The following is a 20,701-nucleotide window of genomic DNA, read 5'->3' on the forward strand; positions in this document are numbered from 1 at the left end:
AAGGACATGTTGCTAGCACTGGAAATTCCACACTTCATCGGCTACGACAACCCGGAAGTCAATGCCGGAAACATGCACACTACCGGCTATGATATTGAAGTTGGCTGGAGGGACAAAGTCGGTGATTTCACTTACTCCATTTCCGCTAATCTGTCAGATTTTACCTCCAAAATGGGAAACCTGAATGGTACACAGTTCCTAGGCAATCAGGTAAAAATGGAAGGAAGTGAATATAACGAATGGTATGGTTACGTAAGCGATGGCTTGTTCCTGACTCAGGAAGACGTGGACAAGTCGCCCAAACTGAACAACAGCGTCAAAGTGGGTGATATTAAGTACAAGGATATTTCCGGACCGGACGGTGTCCCCGACGGAGTTATCTCACCTGAGTATGACCGTGTACTTTTGGGCGGTTCCCTGCCTCACTATATGTTTGGACTCACTTTCAATGCTGCCTATAAAGGCTGGGACTTTGGATTGACACTACAAGGTGTTGGAAGTCAGAAATCTCAAATCAGTGCTGCAATGATTGAAGGGCTTCGAGACAACTGGCTCAATTTCCCTACTATTCTTGACGGCAATTATTGGAGTCCGAAAAATACGGATGAGCAGAATGCGACAGCCAAATATCCGCGCCTGACTCGCACCAATCGGGATGCTAATTTCTGTATGTCTGATTATTGGCTTTACAACGGTCGGTACATTCGTTTAAAAAATCTCTCTGTCGGTTATACGCTCCCCAAAGCATGGACTACGAAGGCGTGTATGAATACAGTCCGTCTTTATGTAAGCGGAAGTGACCTGTTTACCATCAGTAATGCCCCCAAAGGATGGGATCCGGAAGTAAGTACAGAAGGGTATCCTATTACCACCTCTCTAATATTTGGTGTTTCTATTAATTTCTAGCCATAAAAAACATGAAAAAGTTACTCTTATATATCGGGGCAGGAATACTCTTACTCTCTGCCTGCCATGATCTCAATTTAAATCCATTGTCAAGCGGTTCTACTGAAAACTGGTATTCCACGGAAACTGAAGTGCAGATGGCCGTTGATGAGTTATATCGATATGACTTCTGGCCGGAAGACGGACAACAACAGACCGACTGGTCGGACGACTATACTTCACGCGATCTCCTGACCTCTTTTGATGACGGAACTCTAAATGGACAAAATGCTTGGGTTACCAGTTTATGGGGCAATCAGTACAAAGCTATTTCACGTGCCAATGCAGTTATTGAGAAATCGCATCGTGCTATCGAAAATGGCGCATCTGCCACTACTATTAACCGCCTGATTGCCGAAGCCAAATTCCATAGAGCTGCCGCTTATGCCAAACTGATTGTAAAGTTCGGTGACTTACCATTGGTATTAACCGATGTAAGTACAGAAGAAGGGTTGACAATGGGACGTACGGATAAATCCATCGTATTGGCACAAATCTATAAAGATTTTGATGATGCAATTAGTGTGCTTCCAACTTCCTATACTGACCAACAGCGAGCCACCCAAGGTGCTGCACTGGCACTAAAAGCCCGGGTTGCCTTGATTATGGAAGATTGGGAAACAGCGGCCGATGCAGCCAAGGCGGTTATGGACTTGAATATTTATGAATTGCATCCCGATTTTGGCAATCTTTTTTTGTCTACTACAAAAAACTCGAATGAATTTATTTTCAAAATTCCACGTGATGCTACATATGACATTTATCTGGGAACAGGAAACGGAGGAGTTAACCAGGTATACAATGATCTACCCCGTAACGTAGGAGGATGGACGCAGACCTGTCCGTCATGGGAGTTACTAGCTGCATTCACCTGTACCGACGGTCTGCTTATTAACGAATCACCACTCTTCGATCCGCATGAACCATTTGCAAATCGTGACCCACGTTTAGCAGAAACCATTGTACCATTTGGTTCCAACCACCTCGGTTATGAATACAACCCACACCCGGAGGCACTGACGTGTATGAACTATAATACGGGTGAAATCGTGACAAATTATGATACACGTGCCAATGCCCAATATGCTTCTTTCGATGGTCTGGTGTGGAAAAAAGGGATAGACGAAACATGGCTTCAGAATGGTTTCAAGGTAGACCAGGATATTATCTATTGTCGTTATGCCGAAATATTGTTGACATATGCCGAGGCGAAAATCGAATTAAATGAGATAGATAACTCCGTATTGGATGCACTGAATGAGGTTCGGGCGCGTGCTTATGGTGTGGACAAGTCCGATAAGGCAAGTTATCCGGCTTTCACTTCTAACGACCAGTCCACACTTCGCCACCAGCTACGTGTAGAACGTCGTATGGAAATGGCAAAGGAACACATGCGATATACGGATATCATCCGTTGGAAACTGGCCGAAAAGGTTATGAATCGCAAGACATATGGTATCCTTTATCCGGCCTCACTATGTATCGAACGGGTAACCAGTCAGGGAGATTGGTTTTGGGCTTTCACACCGGAAATGGACGAGGATGGTTGTGCAGATTTCTCCAAATTGGAAGAAGCGGGTAAATGTCAGGCACTTGCTGTACGTAGTTGGAACGATCGCCAATATTTGTGGCCTATCCCTACTACGGAACTTCAGATCAACGAGAACTTAAAACAAAATCCCGGCTATTAAATGCAGGAAAGTTGTTGATAGTCCGGGAAAAGGTAACTCCTTAATTATTCACCCTTTTATTTTTCTAACTTTATGATTGGAAAGAGCTATATTTTTCACCTTTTTCTATTTCTTCTCATATTACCAGACAGTATTTATTCTCAAGATAATATTTGTCTGATCCCGCAAGTTGAAAGCATGGTCCGGAAAAAAGGTACGCTATCCATCGAACGTCTGGAAAGCATCCATTTCCCGGACGAATGGAAAAATACAGGAAACCTCCTTGTCAGCGATCTGAAAGAACTGGCAAATTTGTCTGTCATGGTGAATGCCTCAAATCCTTCCATTCATGTAAAAAAGGTGAAAATGCAGGAGCCGGAAATGTACATGCTGGAAATTACAAAGCAGGGGATCATCATAGAAGCAGGTGACCAGACAGGTATGATTCATGCTTTTTCCACTCTTTTACAATTGATTCTGGGAAGTGAGGGAAAAGAGTTACCCCGGCTCATAATCCACGACAAACCCCGTTTTAGTTACAGGGGAGTCATGATAGATTGTAGCCGCCATTTCTGGACTATCGAACAACTTAAAAAGTATACCAAACAATTGGCCTTTTTTAAACTTAACACTTTACATCTGCACTTGACAGACAATCAAGGCTGGCGTCTGTATCTGGACCAATATCCGGATTTAGCGTTCAAAGGTACGTACTACCGGACATTCGAGGATCTATCGGGACATTATTATCGTAAAAGCGAGTTGCAGGAATTGATCAACTATGCCGCCATGTACGGCATAGAGATCATTCCGGAGATTGACCTTCCGGGACACTGTCTGGCCTTGCTTGCAGCCCTTCCCCAACTGTCATGTAAAGGCGGAAAATTTGAAGCCTATCCAGAGGAACTGGACGGACAAAAACGGAAGAGAGCAGATGAGAATATGCTGTGTATAGGAAATCCTGAAACCTATAGGTTTGTGGAAAAACTGGTAGCAGAACTCACTGATCTCTTCCCTTCATCATTCATACATCTGGGAGGAGATGAAGTGTCGACACATCTATGGGAACAATGTCCGAAATGCCAAAAGATTTACAAACAAGAGAATATGACTTCATGGCACGAGTTACAGGACTATTTTACGAAACGAGTTAGTGAAATTGTACGTTCCAAGGGAAAAAGGATGATAGGTTGGGATGAAATAAATGACCGTAATGCCGCTGACATCAGTGACGTGATCATGATCTGGCAACGTGATGGAAGAGAACAGCAACAGAAAGCTTTGAAAAGAGGGTTGTCAGTCATTATGTCTCCTAAGGATCCCTGTTACTTTGATTTCGGGTATTCACGGAATTCCACACGCAGATTGTATGAATGGGAACCAGTTGGCAAAGAATGTACGAATACTCAAGCACATCTCGTCAAGGGAGGACAGGCTAATTTGTGGACTGAATTCATTACAACCTCGGATGAGGTGGAAAGGATGTTATATCCCAGAACTTGTGCCTTGGCCGAAACCCTCTGGAACACGAAAGAAAAGAAAGAATGGGAAGGGTTCCGACAACGTATCAGCAAGTTCGGTGCTATTATGGAAAAACTGAATATCTGTTACTTCAAAGACGAGGATTGGGATAACACAGGTTTTGTTCCGCAAAGCGAACAAAGGCCCCGTCTTGTATGTCCTGCCCGTATCGATACCAATATGAAGGGAATCAAGTATTATATGCCTGAATATGCGTTTGACGGTGATATACAGACTTTCTTTGCAACCCCCTATTCCTTAAAAAAAGGAGATTATTTTACTCTTACTTTGGAAAAAAGACAAGCAGTACAGGAAATCAGAATTGTGTTTGATGTTTCAAAGGAACATCCGGAACATGTACAATTATCTGTCAGCGAGGACGGTACAATATTTAAGAAAGTAGCTGCAGATAACAAAAATGGAGAATTGTCAGCATCTTTCAGTACACTAGCCATGATTAAAGCCCTCAAAATGGAATTGACAACTCCACTGATGGCCCGGCTGACTATCAAGGAGATTATCCTTCGCTACTATGAATAAACAAGTATAAGAATAATGAAAATTGTTATGATAAAAAAAATTATATATATTTCTCTCATCTGGATGGTATTTCACGGAGCGAGTCTTCATGCTGCCAGTTTATTGGTAGAAGCAGAAAGTTTCACGGAAAAAGGAGGCTGGGTAGTGGACCAACAATTTATGGACTTGATGGGATCACCTTATTTACTGGCACACGGTCTAGGTAGTCCTGTTGAAAATGCGAGTACCAATGTACAACTTCCAGAAAATGGCACATATTATATTTTTGTACGCACCTACAACTGGACGTCTCCATGGCAGGAGGGTGAAGGGCCCGGATTGTTCGGTTTGTCAGTAAACGGAAAGAAAATCTCTTACCGGTTGGGTATTATAGGCAATCAGTGGATATGGCAGTATGCCGGGCAATATCAGGCAACAGAAAAGAATATTCACATTGTTTTGCATGACTTGAAAGGTTTTGACGGGCGGTGTGATGCTATTTATTTTACGACACGGAAAGATGATATTCCGCCATCGGATATGGCGGCTTTAAATAACTTTCGTCGTGCTAAACTTGGATTATTAGCCCCCCCAAAAACAGAATCATATGATTTAGTAGTTATAGGTGCAGGTATTGCAGGTATGAGTACAGCAGTATCTGCCGCCCGCCTGGGCTGTAAAGTCGCACTTATCAATGATCGCCCTGTAGTCGGTGGAAACAATAGTTCCGAGATTCGTGTTCATTTGGGAGGAGCTATCGAGATCGGAAAATATCCTGAACTGGGGGGGCTGCAAAAAGAGTTCGGTCCCGTCAAGGAGGGTAATGCACAACCGGCAGGCAATTATGAAGATCATAAAAAAATGGAATGGCTGCAAGCTGAAACTAATGTTTCCCTGTTTCTTAATTATCGGGCATTTTCGGTGAAGAAGGAAGAGGACCGGATCATCTCGATAACCGCTTGTCATATTGAATCCGGTGAAGAAATCGAATTTTATGGTCGTTTATTTGCTGACTGTACTGGTGATGGCACTATCGGTTATCTGGCCGGGGCAGACTATCGTATGGGCCGTGAAAGCCGTTCTGAATACGGTGAGACTATAGCTCCCGAAATAGCTGATAGCTTAGTAATGGGCACTTCTGTTCAATGGTATTCTGTGGAAGACACAAAAACATCCTATTTTCCGGAATTCCGGTACGGCATCGAATTCAATGAGGAGACCTGTGAACCTGTCACTTATGGTGAATGGACTTGGGAAACCGGAATGAATAAAAATCAGATTAATGATTCTGAACAAATACGTGACTATGGAATGTTAGTTATATATTCTAATTGGAGCTACTTGAAAAATCAATCGGAACGAAGAAAATATTATAAAAAACGTTCATTGGAATGGGTAGCCTACATTGCCGGAAAGCGGGAATCCCGGAGGCTATTGGGCGACTATGTACTGAAAGAGGATGATTTAACAAAGCACGTAGCCCATGAGGACGCATCTTTCACTACTACCTGGAGTATTGATCTGCACCGGCCCGACCCCGAGAATACCCGGTATTTCCCGGGACGGGAATTCAAAGCGACGACAGACCATGTAGTAATTTATCCCTATCCTGTTCCCTACCGATGTCTTTATTCCCGTAATATAGACAATCTGTTCATGGCAGGACGCAATATCAGTGTCACACATGTTGCCTTGGGAACCGTACGAGTTATGCGCACTACAGGTATGATGGGGGAAGTTGTAGGCATGGCAGCCTCACTATGCAAAAAATATCAAGCCACTCCCCGTGACATATACCATTATTATTTGGAGGAATTAAAATCACTCATGCAAAAGGGAGTGAATAAAAAGGGATTACCGAATAATCAACGATATAATGAAGGAGGCAGGCTAAACCAGATACCGAAGGTAAAGTAAGGATACATCTCTGTCTGCCAGATTTCCACATACGAAAGTTTAACAATTTATTAGATTAGGCATTATGATAAGAAAAATCATATTCTTAGAAATGTTATTATTGGGAATAGCTACATTCCTGTATTCGCAAGATGAAATTTCCAAAATAACAATAACTCATGGACCTTACTTGCAAAACGTGGGATCTAACGAAGCTACCATTGTATGGATAACGGATAAGCCCTCTATAGGATGGGTGGAACTGGCCTCAGATGGCAACGGCAGTTTTTACGCCAAAGAGCATCCGCGTTATTTTGACACGTCTAATGGCATCAAGAATACATCAACCATCCATGCCGTTAAAGTCAAGGGACTGACACCGGGAAAACAATATCGTTACCGTGTTTTTGCTCAGGAAGTGTTGAAACATACTGGGTATAAAATCATTTATGGAAGTTATGCTTCCACTGATGTCTATTATCGTAAACCGCTTACTTTTCATACCTGCAATCCGCAAGCGCCTGCCACCTCTTTTGTAATGGTCAACGATATACATGGGGACAACAAACTGCTGGAGGACTTAATGTCCCGTTGTAACCTTACGCAAACCGACTTTGTTCTTTTTAATGGTGATATGCTCTCTTTCATAAATAGTGAAGATCAGCTTTTCAAGGGGTTTATGGATACGGCTGTACGACTTTTCGCTTCTGAGATCCCGATGTACTACGCCCGTGGCAACCACGAAACACGGGGAGTATTTGCAACCGAAATCCAACGTTATTTTTCTCCCTGTCAGGAACATCTTTATTATGCCTTTCGACAAGGTCCTGTCTATTGTATTGTTCTGGATACGGGAGAAGATAAGCCTGATTCTGATATTGAATATGCCGGTATTACCCAATATGACCTCTACCGTACCGAACAGTCCGAATGGTTGGCCAGTATTTTGGAAAGTACCGAATATAAAGAAGCGCCTTTTAAAATAATTGTAGCTCACATTCCTCCCGCAGTTACTGAAGCTGGTCCCGATGAGGATTGGCATGGAAATGTAGAAGTAGAGCAGAAGTTTATGCCTTTATTACGCCAGGCTTATCCGGATTTAATGCTTTGTGGACACTTACATCGTTTTGTGCGTCATGATGCCACTGACAAAACGTCTTTCCCCGTAGTAGTTAATTCCAATACATCTTTGCTACGTATTTATGCCACGACCACACAGATGAAGATAGAGGTAATGGATCGAGACGGAAAAATGCTGGATGAATTTATCATAAAAAAATAAAAAGCTTTGCATTAGTACTTGGCAAGTAATTATTCGGGTGACAATTACTTCTTAATCAATGAAGCTGGTTTCTGCAGATTCTGCATGTATGAGAGGCTGATGAATTTAGGAATAACCAACATTTACGGGGTAATCCAGTCGATGTGCCTACCATGAGCAAGGAGAAGTTACGCAAGACCAATGCTGTGAATTGTAGCAAATTGGCCCACGAGTTACCTTTCGGTTCATTTGAAAAGGAATTATATTCTGGGGAGGAAACCACAAAAATACGCTCTTTATAAGACTAAGAAACCTGATTGCAAAAGACAGCATACATACCAAGAACCGTATCAAGTCTTTGCTCGTTTTTATGGTGTGGAAATATCGAGAATGTTTGCCCGATGTACCATTAGCTAGGGATATTCCTAAAATAGGAAAATTTAAGGCAACTAATTCATTGCGAGTTAGTTGCCTTTTGGAGTTTGCCCGACATGGGCATAATCTAATGGGTGTAAGTCCCCATCGCAGCCTTATATCGGCAAGCGTACAGCCGACGGCAATGGTGTCCGTAGTGATTCGGCATCTAAAGGAAGTCTTAGGCAAAGCACTGACCTGACGTACAGAAACTTGATACTAAGGCATATGAGTGTGGGTAAGTCTGCCAAACAAGATAAAGCCCTATAGCTATATGGAACACTCGGTGTAAATCAAGCAGGTATAAGTGTGAAAGATTATATTCTTAATCGGGGAGGTCTCACGGACGTGTGGAGCATGTGTTTAGATTGCCAAACACGGAGTAAAGCTTATTGTGAGAAGTCAGCAGAAGCCATAGTACTTAAGTTCTTTTTAAGGAAGGGCTGAATCGCAATAGCTATAAACACGTAACTAACTCTAAATAGGAAAGAATGCATAAAATAAGAGTCATAGAAAGTACACTTGGCTACCCTCAAAAGAATAGGATGGAATCCGAAAGCTATGAGGGAGTGCAGACCTATATGGACATGAAAGACGGCAGTTTGATAGCAGTGCAACCAAATAAAGATGACTTAATGAGTCAAATTCTTTCTCCCGACAATCTCAATCGTGCCTATCTACAAGTGGTACGAAACAAAGGGGTTGGAGGTGTTGATAGAATGGATTTTAAGCAACTGCTTCCCTATCTTCATGAACACAAATCAGAACTTATCGAGTCGATACGCATTGGAAGGTACAAACCGAATTCAGTGCGTAGGGTAGATATAGCCAAGGATAACGGGAAGAAACGGCTTATAGGCATCCCAACCGTTGTTGACCGCTTGATACAACAAGCCATCGTCCAAGTGCTATCGCCTATCTACGAACGCCAGTTCAGCCCAAGCAGTTTTGGGTTTCGCCCCGACGTAGTGCGCATGTAGCATTGCTCCAAGTGTGCTGTTATACAAGCGAAGGCTACAAATATGCTGTAGGCATAGACCTTGTTAGATTCTTTGATACGGTAAACCATAGTTTCTTACTGAGAATACTGTCAAGGACAATAAATGACGGGCGTGTCATTTCTCTTATACACAAGTATCTTACAAGCGGAGTAATGATAGGTAAGCATTATGAACCAAGTATAGAGGGTACACCACAAGGCGCCCCTTTGAGCCCCTTGCTCAGCAATATCCTGCTGAACGAACTAGACAAGGAATTGGAGAGACGTGGACACTGCTTTGTACGCTATGCAGATGATAGCATGATACTGTGCAAAAGTAAGAGGTCCGCCGAACGCGTATGCTCAAGCATAACGGACTTTTCCTTCTATTTCACGAAAGGCAAATGCAGGCTGTATGTTCACAAGACAACAAAAGAGAAATTCAAACGTAAGGTTAAATCTCTTACCAGACGTAGTAACAGCATGGGTTATGCCCAACGTAAAGAGATACTCTGGCAAACCTTTAGAGGTTGGATAGGGTATTTCAAATATGCAGACATGAGGAGTCTGCTGATTCCATTAGACCAATGGTATCGCAGACACTTGCGTATGTGTATATGGAAATGTTGGAAGAGAGTGAAGACTCGCTTTTCAAATTTGCAGAAATGTGGAATACCGAAAGGTAAGGCTTGGGAGTGGGCAAATACTCGGAAAGGGTATTGGCGTTGTACGCGTGCCTTTCTTCAGAATGCTATTGAGGACGAGGCTCTTCGGAAAGCGGGGTATCCAATGTTATCTCATCTTTATAAGCAAATACATATAGATTGCGAAACCGCCGTATGCGGAACCGCTTGTACGGTAGGGTGAGATTGTGCCACGAGAAGCATGTGCTAAATGCTTCGCAACTATGTAGGAGATGAGGGTAGGTCCCTCGCAATCAACTTGCAGGAATCTCCTCAGTACTGAATGCTTTGATAAGATTGCTGTCGACCAATTCTTTAAGTGGACATCAATTCCTACATCTAATGTGTTACTTTGTACACGTCTCATAAGCTATATCGTTTTAGTTAATGAGTTATGACTTCAATATAATATGAAGTTTACTAAAATGGTATAGCTTTTTTAGTGCTATCTACTGTTATCCGTCACTTCAGATTTTAAACATAGAAACTTATTTTTTTATAATCATACCGTCCAATTTATTATTAATTTTCCAGCAAGGATACCTTCGTCAGCCACTATACGTTTCATTGGAAGATCCCGTAATCCATTTATAAAATCAATAGCTGATTTTAATGGAGGTTGATTCTTTATAGTATCACTTGAAATATAAAACTTAGTTCTAGAACTAAAAAGTAAGTAAACAAAAAGGCGGAGAATAGCAGTCTCCACCTTTTTATTTATTCTTTGGCCTTTTGTATTATAGTAATTGTATTATAGTAATTCCCTGCTTGTATAACTGTTGTAAATCTCCTTTCCAAGCCTGTTAAATTTGAATCAATCCTGATAAAGATTGATTTGCGACCTGTTTTCTCCACATAAAGTCCACCACCTTCTATTACTTGAACATTAAGGGAGTGTGTTCTATATATCGTGTCTTTAGTAGAGATTTCAGTCAGCCACCAGTCGTCACCTTTCCTGGTTCGTAACTCTATAGAATCTTTACTGGATTTAAAAAATACCTCTTTAGTCTCTAGTCCTATCGTATCTGTTCCCTTGCCAACGACGTCATCGCTACATGAAATGAATACAAATAAAAGTAACACGAAAGACAGAAAATAATAAGTTTGTCTCATATTTCTTATTTTATTATGTTAATATATGGAATTATTTCTACATTATATGGATAATTACCCTTGCCGGCTGCTCTAGTAGAAGGAAAAGTAGGTCCTTCACCTCCATTAAAAATACCCGCCAAATAATAACCATTACTATTACCATTCCAGCCCCAGTTTAGATGCAGGTAATCTTCTTTCTCCGTATACGAATGATGAACTTTATCGCTTCCTTTTCTATAGACATCAACATTTCTCTCTCTATGAAAATAGCCATCAGAAACCCAAGCATGACCATTTTGGTAATATTTAATACCCAGTATTTTCTTTCTTACCGAATTGCCACATATTATAACCGGACATTTAGCTTTAATAGATGTTATAACATCCCATTGACTATAAATTTGAGGATTATTGGGTTTCCTATATCCCATTTTCTCGAAGCATTGTGGTATATTTTTTCTTTTAGCTCCGCTTGTATCTGTTCCCCAATCCATTTTAACCAAATCACCTATAGAGCGGAATAAATGGGCAACTGCTGGAGTGGTGGGGAATTGTTTCATTTCAGACCAATTATATGACACCCCATTATACCCTGAAGGTTTTTCATGATATGCCATTACTTGAGCTATTGCAGTAGCTACACAGCCTGTGAGGGCTCTTTGTCCTTCTATAAGAGGTGCCGCATTGTTATATGGACTCCTTTGTCCCCATTTAACAGAAATCAAAGGTTGTACTCTTTCCGTTTCTTCCCATTCTCCAGGTTTCTTTATATAAATAGGACGTCTTCTACCCCTTGTTTGAGATGTGTCTAAAGAGTTATCGTCATCATTTTCTTCTTTGAACTCTATCTCATACTTTTTATTATTAGAAATGTAATTTTGAACTAAATCAAAAAAGAAAGATAATTCCTGATATTGAAGCGTGTCACTTAAAGAAAGATTGCCAGACTCTGAATAAGCAATAATAGGAGTTGTATATAGGTTGGCCGATACTATTGCATAGCCATTGCCACCCTCTGCATTGGCTATATAAAATGAGGGATATGTCTGATTAGTAATTGTATCTCTATAGAAATAGATTTCATTGTTTATTGAATAATTAAGAAAAGAGCTATTTCGTGTATTGTTTCTATTATTTTTAATAAAAAGTTCCACTTCAATAATAGCATTCTCTTTAGTACGATAAGTCGGGGCTTTTTCTGTTAAAGATGGTGGCGAAGATTCTTGTTTCATCACTTCTGTGTCATCGGAACATGAAGTTAAAAACATAATTGTCAAAATCAATAAATGTGCATGTTGTTTCATAATTTATATAATTAAGGTTAATACTGAATACGTTAAAAGTCAAAAGTGCCATGTTTATAAGAGGACCGGGAAGGTTTATAATAATCCTCACCCGGGGTCTGGGGTTGTATAAAATCTTGTCTGAATATTTCTGTAGGATTATCTGTAATTAAATCTGCATCATGGGTATATATGTTAAAATAGCACTCTGGATCTGTTTTTTGGTTATATGGTCCTTCTCCCACAAAAGAAAATTTGTAAAAACCAATTTTTTCTCCGTCTTTTCTGACTGTAAGGAACCAGACATTACCACTACTTATCGTTTTAAATCTCAATCCGTTTAATGATGAATAAGTTTCCTCTATAAACTGGCCATTCAAATATGTCTGTTTTTTACAAGTAAAAGGTAACTCAAATCTACCACCTTCAGCTGGTAGAATAAAAGGATTCTGTTCCGAATGGATTTTATACACAAATGTCAACTTTCCTTTATCTATAATTAGTGGAATTTTTTCTACTTTTATGCCATTAATAGTAGAGTAAGAAATCTGTAAATCAGCATTCAAAATTTTATCTTCTTTATTAATATTTGAGGTTATATTTAATACTACCTGATCGCCCTCCACTTTTATTTCTATATCAGAAAAAAGAGTTTTATCAAATTCTACCGAAACATCCCTGGGAATAATCGGAACCTCTGAACTTAAAACATCATCTATTAATGTTTTTTTTATAATCGTAATCGTAATAATACGTTTCTCTCCAAGACAGCTAAACGGTTTGGATGCGTCCTTACTTGTTAATACTTGATACTCTGTTTTTCTATTGTTTTCCTCTTTTTGACAGGATAACAATGCTAAAGAAATAAACAAAAGAATAAATACCTTTCTCATATTAATGCAAATTAGTTACTATAAATAAAAGTAATATTTAATATTGTTGAAACCTCAACATCTGATACAATCTTCAAGGTCTTTTGTAGAGTTTACAAACTTATTTCCAGCATTATAAGACAATTAAACAACAAACTTTTTGTTTTGAGGGCTTATTTTGACCGTTATCTTTTCTGTCTTATTGGCATGGTTATAAAACATACAGTATAATTCTGGGAAAAGACGTTGAATTTCTTTATAATGCAAAAACTTTTTCATGATAAAATTAATAATATCATACTACAAAGATAAGACTAAATCGATGTTTTATAGTTATGGAAGAAAATATAAAATCTAACAAAAACATTTATACACATCTTATAATCAGATATTTATTATTGAGATGCTTAATATTATCTAACGTAAGACTAACATTTATATTTTAAGACGTTTTGATGTCGACTTAAATATCCAATATTAGTTTCTAAAATAAATAGTAATATACAGGTATACTATCTCAAACGATTGAATTTTGCTTCCGTTAAATACATATATGTCTCAGTACCAAGAAGGGGTAGTACAGTTGTCGGCAAATACGAATATCCGATCGTTTTTGAGTGCAATAAAGTTTATTGTATCGACTGGCTGTATTTTGTCGGCAATATGAAGGAACTACTTAATTATTTTGAACTGATGGACTAAACGAATGAAAGTATACTTCTGCATCACCTGCCATTATATAGTAAGTCAGGCATGTATCAAAAGGTATAGATTTTGTACTGCCATTTTTTAAGAAGTGGATAGGCCTACTGGGTGAAGGCTTCTTTGATATACGAGGAAAAATGGGTAAAGGCGTACATTATCTTATGGATAAATATACCTCAAAATATATTCCTGAATGAAAGTTGTATATTCTGGAATATATTTTGCTTTTAACAGAAAACAAGTTTCGCAAAGAAAATCTATGAATTGAGACTTCTATTCTCTCACGAGTTGTGAAGCATCCGATAGTACAATGGAAAATATCCCTGATTGCCGAAGAAACGTGATTCTCCCTCATTCATCGCCAAATAAAAACGGGAGAACCGAATGCTCTAGGTATTGCTCATATCCTTTACGTACTCAGGTAGTCCGCCTATGGGTTGGGAAATGCCCGTTTGGCAGGATTTTTTTCCCTTATATAGAACACAACGGGCTCATGAGTGACACATTCTTCGGATGGGTATAGCGGATTCAGATACCCCTTTATAAATATCTTTTCATCTCCTGACAATTGCTGACTATCCATGACTATTCCTGCCATCAGTCCGGTCCAGTTTGGCAGGTATCGTTTTTTCTCTTACATTCGCATCAACGAATATTTAAAATCGATCATATGGAAATATATTACATTGAAGCCGGTATCTTTGACAGGATGCTGGGATGTGTCGAAAGTCTATCGACACGCGTGGACAGGCTGTATGAGAAAAATGCGAATAAAGGGGTTGGTGAGTGACTGGACGGTCAGGATGTCTGCCTGCGCCTTGACATTTCTTCCCGTACCCTGCAGACCCTTCGTGATACCGGACGGTTGGCGTTCACCCAGGTTCAGCGTAAATTTTATTACAAACCGGAAGATGTGGAGAGGCTGATGACTTATGTCGGTATGAGGCGCAAGGAGAAGGCGGTGAGAGACAGAAGAAAAAGCAATAACTTTTAAAAAAGCAAGAAATGGAAGGAATTATCGGTAAGGAGAGTGAGAGTATCCTGCGTTTCTTTATTCTGCTGGAGAATATTCAGGTAAAAATGGATCAGCTAATGGAGGGTAACCGCCCGCCTTTTAACGGTGAACGGTTCCTGACTGACAGGGAGTTGTCCGGGCTGTTGAAAATCAGTCGCAGATGTCTGCAGGATTATCGTGACCAGGGTCGGCTCCCCTATGTCCAACTGGGTGGAAAGGTGCTGTATAAAACGTCGGACATTGAAAAATTATTGGAAGGTAACTATCACAGGGCGCTGATATAATATTGCCCTTTTTAGGCTTTAATGGGATGAGTGTTGGGACTGTCAAGGATTCCGACACTCATCCCATTTTTTATCTGGACATTTTTAGCTCTTAACCCAGTCCGTATCCTTCCGCTTTCTTCTTTTCATGAGCCAATCCATGTCCGAGGATATTTTCTGGTCAGTGACTTGCGCATATACCTGCGTGCTATTGATGTTTGTGTGTCCCATCATCTTGGCGATGCTTTCTATCGGAATACCGGAGGTCATCATTAGAGTTCCGAACGAATGCCTAGCCATATGATAGGATAAATTTTCCTTCATCCCCAGTGCTACACCCAGCCCGTGGACCTCGTACCAGAGGATATCCCGGACCGGTAACGGAAAGACCGGCTTCTCGTTATCCGTGGTGTTGTAAAGTTCTAGTATTTGTTCGGCTACCGGGTGTAACGGGATAAATGCTTCTGCGCCCGTCTTAGCCCGGCGGATGCGGATGTATCTTCTTCCTAGGGAACTCTTTTCAATGTGGCGTGGATGGAGTCTGCGCGTATCCACATAGGCAAGCCCTGTGAAAGAGGAGAATATGAATGTCCTGCGTGCCAGCTCCATCATCGGGTCGGGCATCGGGGTCTCCATTATCAGTTTCAACTCATTGCGCCCGATGTGCTTCAATTTCGGACTGTCCTTCTTCTCGTATGCCACGTCCTCTATCGGATTGGCTCTCAATACTTCCCGGTCCACAGCGATATAGATGAGCCTGTTAAGCCAGCACAGGCAGTGGTTCACATGTCCGTTCCCATGTCCCAGCTCTTTCTTGAGAAAGATTTTGAAGGATTCGGCGAACTCCTCGGTGATGTCTGAAAAGGCGATGTCCCTCATCCCCCTGGATTCGATGAACTGCCTCAGATTGAGCTGGGTTGTCTTTGACTGGCGATAAGTTGAGGTGGAGTTAATCTCGACTGAACGGATTCTAAGCCGTTCCCGTTCTGCCTCTCCGGTCTGCAGCAGGAATTCCGGAATGGAAACGGTATTTGATACGGTAGCTTTGAGTAATTCCGCCGTGACCACTCCCTGGTTCTTCAGCAGGTTCCCGTATGCCTCTTCCAGTCGGCTGCGGAAAGCGGTAAGGCGGTTGTTTTCTTTGTTCATCCTGATTTCTCCTTTGTTACTGTCCCAGTCACTGGGCTTGCAATAGATGCCTGTCGTGACAGCTGACTTCCTGCCGTCGATGCTGATCCGGCAGAGGATGGCTGTCGTTCCGTCCGATTTCACCTTGTTACGGTTGATGTAGAACATGAGTCTGAATGTACTGCGCATGGTAATGACGTTTTTAGGATTAAAGAATTAGTTTGAGATCACGTGTCGCCTCAATGAACCTGTCCATGTCTTCGAACAGTCTCTTCGGGGTTACACGGGCGTAGATTTGGGTGGTCTTTATGTTGGAGTGTCCCAGCATCTTGCTGATGGTCTCGATCGGCACTCCCTCCTCGAGTGTGATCAGAGAAGCGAAGGAATGCCTTGCTGTATGGTAGACAAGGTCCTGGCTGAGTCCTGCCATCAGGCGCAGGGATTTCATATTGGCCCTGAGCGTATGGTAGTCCTGCGGTGGAAAGAGGGTCATGCGGGCATCATCACGGTACTTTTCGATCAGCACGAGGGCTTCCGGCAGCAGCTTGACGCGCCCGAGGTAGTTGGTCTTCTTCCTCCGGTACTTCAGCCAGAGATTGTTTTCTTCATCCGTGAAGAGGTTCTCCCGAGTGATACTTACCACATCAGCATAGGCTGTGCCGGTGTAGCAGGCGAAGAGGAAGAGGTCCCGGGTGATGACATGCGACCTGCGTTTCTCCGGAATCTCCAGATCACGCAGTTTCTCGAAATTCTCCCGGCTGAGTGCTTTCGGTGTACTTTCCTTCTGTTTGGGTAGTTTGAAGTGGCAGAAATGGTATTTCTCCGAATGTCCCTCCTTGTAGGCGATACGGCAGATCTTTTTCAGGATGGCCAGGTAGCCGCGAAGCGTGTCCACGGCATGTCCTTTTTCCATGAGGATGAAATCCTGATAGTCGCGGATGAACTGCTCGTTGAGTTGCCCGAATGCCAGGTCCGAGACCTTGAACTTCGCCTTGATGAATTCGGAAAGCGTGCGGTAGGTGAAGAGGTAGGTCGAGAGTGTGGTGGGCGCACGGTCTACGCCAACACGGGCCTTCATTTCCCCATTGTGTCGGTCGAGAAGCTTGAGCAGGGTCATCTGTATGCCCGCATTACCCTGAAACATGTCCCTGACCGCGGCGGCATCGAAGTCCTTTTTCCTTTCCATGAGGGAATTGAAGGCCGAGTGTACGGCAAGCAGTAGCCTCTCTATTTTTTCATTGGTTTCCACCGCTTTCCGGCTTTTGCCGTTCAGCCGACTCTCACGTGCGTTCCATAGCTCAGGGGTACAGGATAGCTTGCAGCTGAACTGCGCCATCGTGCGGTTGAGGGTGATCCGTCCCATGATCGGGGCTTTGCCGTTCTTGTCCGGCTCGCTCTTTTTCAGGTAGAGCAGTACCTTAAATTTTTCCACTTTCATAACGCTCTTTTTTAGGTTGTAAAAATACTCCTTTGAAAAGCGCCCTTTGGCATGCAAAATATTGATGAACAGTGAATACAAATCCGCTTTGTTCTTATCGATAAAAATCGGTTACCTGTCGTCGTTTCAGAAACAGGCGGCTAACAGCCTGGTAACTGAAACGCTGCAATATTTTGTTTTCTTTTGCAGGCCAGCCTATTCTGCAATTCTCGTAAAGTGCTTAATTATAAACGTTTTACGTTTTATACTCGCCATTCCGTTTTTTACTGCATTTCTAAATATTACTTACACTGCCCGCCACACGTTCGCTACCATGATGCTGACGCTTGGAGCGGACCTCTACACTGTATCGAAGCTGCTCGGCCATACATCCGTAAAAATGACACAGGTGTACGCCAAAATCGTCAACAAGAAAAAAGACGACGCGGTTAATCTGACCAACGGATTATTCGATTGACATAAAACTCCGCATGTCAAATTTGAATTTACAGGTAAATATTTTATATTTCGCTCCAGTGTTCTACATTGGAGCGCAAACCCTTATTATAAAGTTTAACTAAAAAAGTAATTCGACATGAAAAGACCTGACAATGGTCTTCTCTCTTTTTGGAGGGAACCTGCACACGCACCACTTCGCTACGGAACAAGACGTGGCGGACGAACTGTTCGCCTTGCTTTCTGAGGCGAGAGAACTCTATCTTCGGGATGTCATAACAAACGGCAAGCGGTATGATCGCTACGTGGCTGACTTCGTAAACAGCCATCGTTACATCGACTGCAACAAGGCGGTTTGCAGGAATTGCCACGAGATGAACATCCACATCGTGAGAGGGCTGCTGCGCAACTGCCCGGCCCTTATCAAGAGCTTCTTTACCGCTGACGCATTCTCTTTAGAGGACTGCATGAGGCTGAAGCGGGAATACGACTTCCGCAAATTCTCGCCCGGCAGTCCCGGCGCGGAAAGCTCCGTGCACACCCCTTCTCTTTCTTTTGGCTGCAATTTTTCCGGAGAACAGATGAAAAGCATCGTGGCTTGCGCCACCGCCTATCATCTGTTTCGCGTTTCTACCCTCCGCATCGAGGACATGGAGGCATTGTTCGCCTGCCGGGAGGGTTTCTGCATCCGGGTAAACAACGTCCGCCACGTCGCGATCCTGTTTGACGCCCTGCTCGAACACCGGCTTATCCAACCGTACTGGCAATCCGTTCTCGACAAGGGACGGTTCTTGTTGGCCAAGGACGGCAGCAAGCACGTGTCCGCATCCAACCTGTCCACTGCCTTGTCCGCCGCGAGGATCAGAATGACCTCGGTCGCCCATGGCATCAGGAAGGCCGTTGCCGAAATGACAGGAAGTGCCGAAAAGCCAAGTATGTGAAAGGTAAAAGCGTGATAGTTGCAGTGATACCCGCATGGTATCACTGTGGGATTTTCCGCTGTCCCGTCCATATCATCTAATTTTGCCCTCCGTAACGCGCTACATATACGGAGGTGCATCTCCATTGTCTAATTTTAACATCAGTCTTATGCAAAATAGAACTACATTCATGGAGCGGTTAAGCGAACGGCTTGCCGTCATAGAATCGGTCCTGAAGAAACTGGAGCCGGTGGAAAATCTTTTGGAGCGTGTGGCTTTGCTGGAAAACACCATCTACACGACCAAGAAAGTCTTTACCTTTCAGGAAGCGTGCATGTATATCGGCGTTTCCGAAAGCCTGCTGTACAAACTTACATCGAACAAGGAGATCCCGCATTACAAGCCACGCGGCAAGATGCTTTACTTCGCCAAGGAGGAGCTGGACGAATGGCTCCTGCAAAACTGCGAACCGACCGTGGACGAAGCCATGCGTATCGCGAAAGAAGTGTCAGCAACTCAACCGTTCTTTAACCAGAAGCGCTATGGAAAACGAAAAAAGAACTGAACGCATCACGGGAACGGAACTGGACGAAAGCCGGTTGTCGGATATTCTCTCGGTATCACAGATAAGGGCCACGGACACTTACGAGACTCCGCCCCAGATCATCTGGATAGACAACTCCACCATAGCCACGCTCGGCAATTTCAGCGCCTCGACCGGCAAGGCGAAGTCGAAAAAGACATTCAATGTCTCGGCTATCGTCGCCGCGTCGCTGGCCGACCGGCAAATACTGAATTACCACGCCCACCTGCCCGAGGGCAAGCGCCGCATCCTGTACGTGGACACGGAGCAGAGCCGTTTCCACTGCCACAACGTGCTGGAACGCATCCTGCGGCTTGCCGGGCTGCCTACCACGACCGACAGCGAGAACCTCGATTTCATCTGTCTCAGGGAATACTCGCCGTCCGTCCGCATAGAGGTGATCGACTATGCCCTGCGCCAGAACAAGGGGTACGGGCTGGTCATCATCGACGGCATCCGTGACCTGATGTTCGACATCAACAGCACGGGAGAGTCGGTGGAGGTCATCAACAAGATGATGGAGTGGTCGTCGAAATTCGACCTGCATATCCATTGCGTGCTTCACCTGAACAAGGGCGACAACAACGTGCGCGGGCATATCGGTACGGAGATGAGCAACAAGGCGGAAACGGTGCTGGTCATCAGCAAAAGCAACGAGAACCCCGCCATCAGCGAGGTCCACGCCTTGCATATCCGCGAGAAGGAGTTCCAGCCTTTCGCCTTTACCGTCAACGACGACGGCCTGCCCGTCATCGCGGAGAACCACCTGTTTGACAGCGGCGTGCGGTCGAAGCCCCGGACGGGTTTCATGGACCTGACCGTCGAGCAACACCGGGAAGCCCTTTCCGCCGCTTTCGGGGACAAGCCCATCAAGGGGTTCGAGAACGTGCTGCAGGCCATGATGGCATCATACGAAGCCATCGGGTTCAAACGGGGACGCAGCGTCATGATAAAGCTGCTGCAACACCTGACCGACAACCTCAAACTAGTCATCAAGCGGGACAAGCTCTTTTACTATGACGTAACCCCGACCGAAGCCATGCTTTTTGACGAGGAATGAAGGCGCGGACAGAGAG

General features: G+C 43.2%; 16 protein-coding genes and 2 pseudogenes. 12 read left to right on the top strand and 6 right to left on the bottom strand.

Annotated elements, in window-relative coordinates; all coding sequences use genetic code 11:
• The 6 genes and pseudogenes from BACFIN_RS17055 to BACFIN_RS23820 all read left to right on the top strand — a co-directional run.
• Positions 1 to 906 (top strand): annotated as a pseudogene (locus tag BACFIN_RS17055) (SusC/RagA family TonB-linked outer membrane protein); the annotation flags it as partial.
• An 11-nt stretch (positions 907 to 917) separates the two neighbouring features.
• On the top strand, positions 918 to 2,636 hold the full coding sequence (locus BACFIN_RS17050) for a RagB/SusD family nutrient uptake outer membrane protein (RefSeq protein ID WP_005681494.1): 1,719 nt from the start codon (positions 918 to 920) through the stop codon (positions 2,634 to 2,636).
• Positions 2,637 to 2,708: 72 nt separating this feature from the next.
• Positions 2,709 to 4,676 carry a beta-N-acetylhexosaminidase gene (locus BACFIN_RS17045; protein WP_005681493.1) on the top strand — a complete coding sequence of 656 codons (1,968 nt, stop codon included), beginning with the start codon at positions 2,709 to 2,711 and terminating at the stop codon, positions 4,674 to 4,676.
• Between the two features lie 27 nt (positions 4,677 to 4,703).
• A complete protein-coding gene (locus tag BACFIN_RS17040) occupies positions 4,704 to 6,572 on the top strand; it encodes an FAD-dependent oxidoreductase (protein ID WP_005681492.1) in 1,869 nt (622 codons plus the stop codon).
• Between the two features lie 91 nt (positions 6,573 to 6,663).
• Positions 6,664 to 7,833 carry a metallophosphoesterase gene (locus tag BACFIN_RS17035; protein ID WP_005681491.1) on the top strand — a complete coding sequence of 390 codons (1,170 nt, stop codon included), beginning with the start codon at positions 6,664 to 6,666 and terminating at the stop codon, positions 7,831 to 7,833.
• 884 nt (positions 7,834 to 8,717) lie between these two features.
• Positions 8,718 to 10,072, top strand: a pseudogene (locus tag BACFIN_RS23820) (reverse transcriptase domain-containing protein).
• Positions 10,073 to 10,605: 533 nt separating this feature from the next.
• On the opposite strand, the gene BACFIN_RS17015 reads toward BACFIN_RS23820, so the two are convergent.
• The 4 genes from BACFIN_RS17015 to BACFIN_RS22495 all read right to left on the bottom strand — a co-directional run bounded on the left by BACFIN_RS17015 (position 10,606) and on the right by BACFIN_RS22495 (position 14,441).
• On the bottom strand, positions 10,606 to 11,001 hold the full coding sequence (locus tag BACFIN_RS17015; RefSeq protein ID WP_007748783.1) for a hypothetical protein: 396 nt from the start codon (positions 10,999 to 11,001) through the stop codon (positions 10,606 to 10,608).
• 5 nt (positions 11,002 to 11,006) lie between these two features.
• Entirely contained in the window at positions 11,007 to 12,287 is a 1,281-nt protein-coding gene (locus BACFIN_RS17010) for a C10 family peptidase (protein WP_005681485.1), read from the bottom strand.
• Positions 12,288 to 12,319: 32 nt separating this feature from the next.
• On the bottom strand, positions 12,320 to 13,159 hold the full coding sequence (locus tag BACFIN_RS17005) for a hypothetical protein (RefSeq protein ID WP_005681483.1): 840 nt from the start codon (positions 13,157 to 13,159) through the stop codon (positions 12,320 to 12,322).
• Between the two features lie 1,114 nt (positions 13,160 to 14,273).
• The gene (locus tag BACFIN_RS22495; protein WP_007748797.1) at positions 14,274 to 14,441 is read right to left on the bottom strand and encodes a hypothetical protein; all 168 of its coding nucleotides are present in this window, start codon (positions 14,439 to 14,441) and stop codon (positions 14,274 to 14,276) included.
• Between the two features lie 192 nt (positions 14,442 to 14,633).
• Here BACFIN_RS22495 and BACFIN_RS22500 point away from each other — a divergent pair, with 192 nt between their 5' ends.
• Both BACFIN_RS22500 and BACFIN_RS17000 read left to right on the top strand, forming a co-directional pair.
• Entirely contained in the window at positions 14,634 to 14,837 is a 204-nt protein-coding gene (locus BACFIN_RS22500) for a helix-turn-helix domain-containing protein (protein ID WP_032839158.1), read from the top strand.
• Positions 14,838 to 14,848: 11 nt separating this feature from the next.
• Entirely contained in the window at positions 14,849 to 15,142 is a 294-nt protein-coding gene (locus BACFIN_RS17000) for a helix-turn-helix domain-containing protein (protein WP_005681481.1), read from the top strand.
• Between the two features lie 84 nt (positions 15,143 to 15,226).
• Here BACFIN_RS17000 and BACFIN_RS16995 read toward each other — a convergent pair whose 3' ends face one another.
• Together BACFIN_RS16995 and BACFIN_RS16990 are read right to left on the bottom strand one after the other, a co-directional pair.
• Positions 15,227 to 16,438: a site-specific integrase gene (locus BACFIN_RS16995; RefSeq protein WP_005681480.1), complete on the bottom strand. Its 1,212-nt coding sequence runs from the start codon at positions 16,436 to 16,438 to the stop codon at positions 15,227 to 15,229.
• A gap of 19 nt (positions 16,439 to 16,457) precedes the next feature.
• Positions 16,458 to 17,687 carry a site-specific integrase gene (locus BACFIN_RS16990; protein WP_005681479.1) on the bottom strand — a complete coding sequence of 410 codons (1,230 nt, stop codon included), beginning with the start codon at positions 17,685 to 17,687 and terminating at the stop codon, positions 16,458 to 16,460.
• A gap of 64 nt (positions 17,688 to 17,751) precedes the next feature.
• On the opposite strand from BACFIN_RS16990, the gene BACFIN_RS16985 reads away from it, so the two are divergent.
• From BACFIN_RS16985 to BACFIN_RS0219380, 4 genes are all read left to right on the top strand, one after another.
• A complete protein-coding gene (locus tag BACFIN_RS16985; RefSeq protein WP_007748810.1) occupies positions 17,752 to 18,144 on the top strand; it encodes a tyrosine-type recombinase/integrase in 393 nt (130 codons plus the stop codon).
• A 133-nt stretch (positions 18,145 to 18,277) separates the two neighbouring features.
• Positions 18,278 to 19,063 carry a hypothetical protein gene (locus BACFIN_RS16980; RefSeq protein ID WP_007748812.1) on the top strand — a complete coding sequence of 262 codons (786 nt, stop codon included), beginning with the start codon at positions 18,278 to 18,280 and terminating at the stop codon, positions 19,061 to 19,063.
• A 169-nt stretch (positions 19,064 to 19,232) separates the two neighbouring features.
• A complete protein-coding gene (locus BACFIN_RS16975) occupies positions 19,233 to 19,607 on the top strand; it encodes a helix-turn-helix domain-containing protein (RefSeq protein ID WP_171028032.1) in 375 nt (124 codons plus the stop codon).
• Positions 19,585 to 20,685 carry an AAA family ATPase gene (locus BACFIN_RS0219380; protein WP_032839160.1) on the top strand — a complete coding sequence of 367 codons (1,101 nt, stop codon included), beginning with the start codon at positions 19,585 to 19,587 and terminating at the stop codon, positions 20,683 to 20,685. Before BACFIN_RS16975 ends, BACFIN_RS0219380 begins: the two co-directional genes overlap by 23 nt.
• Positions 20,686 to 20,701: the final 16 nt, after the last annotated feature.

The organism is Bacteroides finegoldii DSM 17565 (assembly GCF_000156195.1).
Taxonomy (GTDB): Bacteria; Bacteroidota; Bacteroidia; order Bacteroidales; family Bacteroidaceae; genus Bacteroides; species Bacteroides finegoldii.